This is a genomic window from Sulfobacillus sp. hq2, from assembly GCF_002903155.1.
GTDB lineage: Bacteria > Bacillota > Sulfobacillia > Sulfobacillales > Sulfobacillaceae > Sulfobacillus > Sulfobacillus thermotolerans.
In genome coordinates, this window is sequence record NZ_NWUL01000003.1 from 1 (window position 1) to 3,479 (window position 3,479).

Below are 3,479 nucleotides of genomic sequence, written 5' to 3' on the forward strand. Positions count from 1 at the left end.
GGGTATCCGGATTCTGTGATTGATTTTCGGGATTCGACCGCACATGACAATTCGAAGCAAAATCAGATTCTATGATTGATCTGGGTGGCGTTGACACGATACCCTGTTCTAAGCCGGTCAACAGATCGCGGCGGACGGAAAGGGTGACATCGTGGAGATCCCCAACTTCTTGAACCTCCCTCGGTACACCATAACCGCCTTTGAGGAAACCGATGATGCCTACCACGTTGCAGCCGAAATTCCGGAACGGCCGGCTGCCTGTCCCCATTGCGCCCATGGTGGGTTCGTTCGATTTGGCCATCGGGAACAGTGGATTCGGGATCTCCCGATGCACGGCAAACGGGTACGACTATACCTGCGCACCCGTCGATTTCGCTGCAAGTCGTGCCATCGGACATTCTACGAGACCTTGCCCGACGTGAATGACAAGCGGTTGATGACGCAGCGCCTCGTGACCTGGTTGGGACCCCAAGCGATGCGGCGCCCCTTTGTTCATGTCGCAGAGGAGGTGGGAATCGACGAAGCCACGGTGCGCGATGTGTTCAGTGAGTACGTGACTCAATGGGAAGCCTGGCGACGGGTAGAAACCCCGACCTGGCTGGGACTGGATGAAATCCACCTGACCAAACCGCGCGGCGTGGTCACTAATGTGCGGGAACGCACGCTCGTCGACATCCTCGTGGATCGCCGCAAAGACACGGTCGCGCGATACTTAGGGCAGCTCCCGAATCGCTCGCGGATTCAACTGGTGGCCATGGACATGTGGCGGCCGTACAAGGAAGCCGTCGAGGCCGTCTTGCCCCAGACCATCATTGTCATTGACAAGTTCCACGTGCTCAAGATGGCCAATGCCGCGGTCGAACGGGTCCGCAAGCAACTCCGGCAGTCGCTCACGCCGGCCCAGCGCCGCGGACTCATGCACGACCGGTTTGTCCTGTTGAAGCGGGAAGCCGACCTGGCCGACCGGGAGCAATTGCTGTTGTCCATGTGGACAAAAAACTTCCCGGGTCTGGGGGAAGTGCACCGTCGAAAAGAAGACTTTTTCCGTCTCTTCGAATGCCGGAGCCACGAAGAGGTAAGCGTCAAAGAATCCCCACCAAAAGGAAGGTGGGGATTCTTTGACGCTTACACAGGTATTGATTGGTACGATGCGTGGGCCTATGCGCGCTGGTCTGGCAAGGACTTGCCGACCGCCGAGCAATGGGAAAAGGCCGCGCGCGGAACCGATGGGCGTTTGTACCCTTGGGGCGATGAGTTCGACGCGTCGGCACTGACTTGGATCGGAACGGTCTTTGACCAGCCGCAGCTCGATTCCGTTCCGGTCTGGCGTGAAATCCTGACTCAAATCAATGACACCGTTCCCAGTCGCACAACCGTTCGCGTTGGCATCAACGCGAAAAACGTAAGTCCTTATGGAATCCACGACATGGCCGGCAACTGCTGGGAGTACACCAAGACAAACTACTTTTCGCATAAGGACATGAACTGGCCGACGTTTTTTGCTGTATCGTTCGCTGGATGTCGGGTTTCGATGCGTTGTTGAGGACGCCTGATGGCGAGCCAGTTGTTCGGCCGAGTCGAGGCCCACTGTAAGACGGATAGCGCGTATGAGGGACCGAAAGACCGGGCAGATTTTTCGCCCCCGGGCATACGCCTAAGGTCTTATGGTGGTCTCGAGGCCCCTCTGCTAGGATCGATGTATGCAAGTGTCGCCGCACATCGTAATTCCGACCGAAAATGGGGTGGCCCGAACGAGCACGTATCGCACACTCATTCATAGCAAGTTTTTCGTCATCTACTGGACCGGTTCTACCCTGGTTTTGCTCGCCTTACAATTTGTCTCGATTTCGCTGGCATGGTTCGTGCTGAAGACAACCGGGTCGTCGGTCCGGGTCGCCATCATCTTAGCAGTCATCCCGATTGCCCGTATGGCCACCAGCCCGTTCATCGGCCGATTACTCGACCGACTACCACGTCGACGTTTGATGGTGATCGATAATGTGGGTCAGGCGATTCTCTACCTGTCCATTCCCATCATGACGTGGATGCACATCCTCACGTTTCCAATTTTGGTTGGAGTGGTGACGGCGGCCGCCGCCCTGTCACCGCTATCCATGATTGGGCGCGGCGTGCTCTTGCCTAACCTCGTGAGCGCTAATGACCTCGAAGTGGCGAATGGATTTTCCCAATTCCGCAGCGGTCTCGTGACCCTCTTGGGTCCGGCCGTGGGAGGCATTCTAGTGGCGGCGATCGGAGCTCCCTTGACTTTGCTTGTGACCGCCGCGTGTTACGCGGCGTACGTCTTGTCCCTAATGGGTATTCCCGCCACGCGGTACCGCACACGCTTCCCTCGCGACCCGTCAACCACGTCAGATCCCGCGCCAAACCCATGGCGCTTCTTATGGAACAGTCCGGCCCTGTTGATCATCGGCATGGTCACCCTATTTTTCAATCTCACGTACGGGCCGTTGGAGCCGGCTTTGCCCGTGATGGTAGATCGGGTCTACCATTCGGGAGCCGGGACTCTCGGTCTCGTCTGGAGTAGTTTCGCCGTCGGTTCGCTCCTGGGTACACTTCTCTGGAGCCGCTTTAGGCCCCAGTGGAGCCTACGATGGTTCATAACCGGCGTCATCATCGGGTGGGGACTGTTCAGTGGGTTAACGGGGTTCACGACCCATCCGTGGGAGGCTATGCTCACCTTGTTCGGCGGCGGCCTGGTGTACTCTCCATACAATATTGTGGCGGCCACATGGCAACAGCGACTCATCCCGGATCACCTGCGGGGGAGTGTCTTTGGGGTGTTTCAGTCCGTGACGAGTTCCGGCCTGCCGGTGGGGCAATTGATTGGGGGGGTGGTAGTCAGCGTCTGGGGCGCCGGTGCCACGATCACCATTGGAGGCGCTGCCACGATGCTTCTCGGACTTGTCGTCGCCTCGCTTCGCGCTCCTTGGAGTCGGGTGCCTGACACATCCGTGTCTCAATAGCAAAGCGTTCCAGCGTTCGGCATCCAGTTTCCAACGGAATAGTCAGGCATGTGGCTGAGAAGAGGGATAAAAGGGACGGCCGGATGGGGTCGACGACGTTCGGCTCGTTCGGAAGATCCGGTGACGGATTGGCGTTGCACACTGCGACACATTTAGTTGCTCAGAAATGCTCGCCGTATTTGCAACAGTAAGTACATTCCATCGTGCCGAAATCTCTGGATGAAAAATCACCGCCCGTGTTATCCGACGATGTCGAGCGCGCCCGCCAAACGAACCGACAATGTATTGAATAGTGAATAGGTGCACAACGAGACTGGGGGAATGTCTCGGAGGGCCTTTTCTCAAAGCGCTCAAGATGGGGGCGTTAGCGCAGAAGTGTTTGCCCTCAGTTTTTGACCAACCGTGGTTTGCCTATCCCATAGCCCGATCAACAGAAATGCCCCGACGTCGGCCAGACGCATAACCGCAGAGGTCAATCAAGAAATCCGAATACCC

The 3,479-nt window shown here is 57.3% G+C and carries 2 protein-coding genes; both read left to right on the plus strand.

From position 1 onward, the window contains the following. Window positions 1-169: 169 nt before the first annotated feature. Window positions 170-1,543, plus strand: coding sequence for an ISL3 family transposase (locus tag CO251_RS00060; RefSeq protein WP_146038933.1), 1,374 nt, complete (start codon window positions 170-172; stop codon window positions 1,541-1,543). 157 nt (window positions 1,544-1,700) lie between these two features. Continuing rightward, complete coding sequence (locus CO251_RS00065) at window positions 1,701-2,984, plus strand: MFS transporter (RefSeq protein WP_103373779.1); 1,284 nt, start codon at window positions 1,701-1,703, stop codon at window positions 2,982-2,984. Window positions 2,985-3,479: the final 495 nt, after the last annotated feature.

Bases quoted from the DNA above. Each gene is read 5' to 3' on its own strand.
- CO251_RS00065 (WP_103373779.1), top strand. From the start codon at position 1,701: ATGCAAGTGTCGCCGCACATCGTAATTCCGACCGAAAATGGGGTGGCC.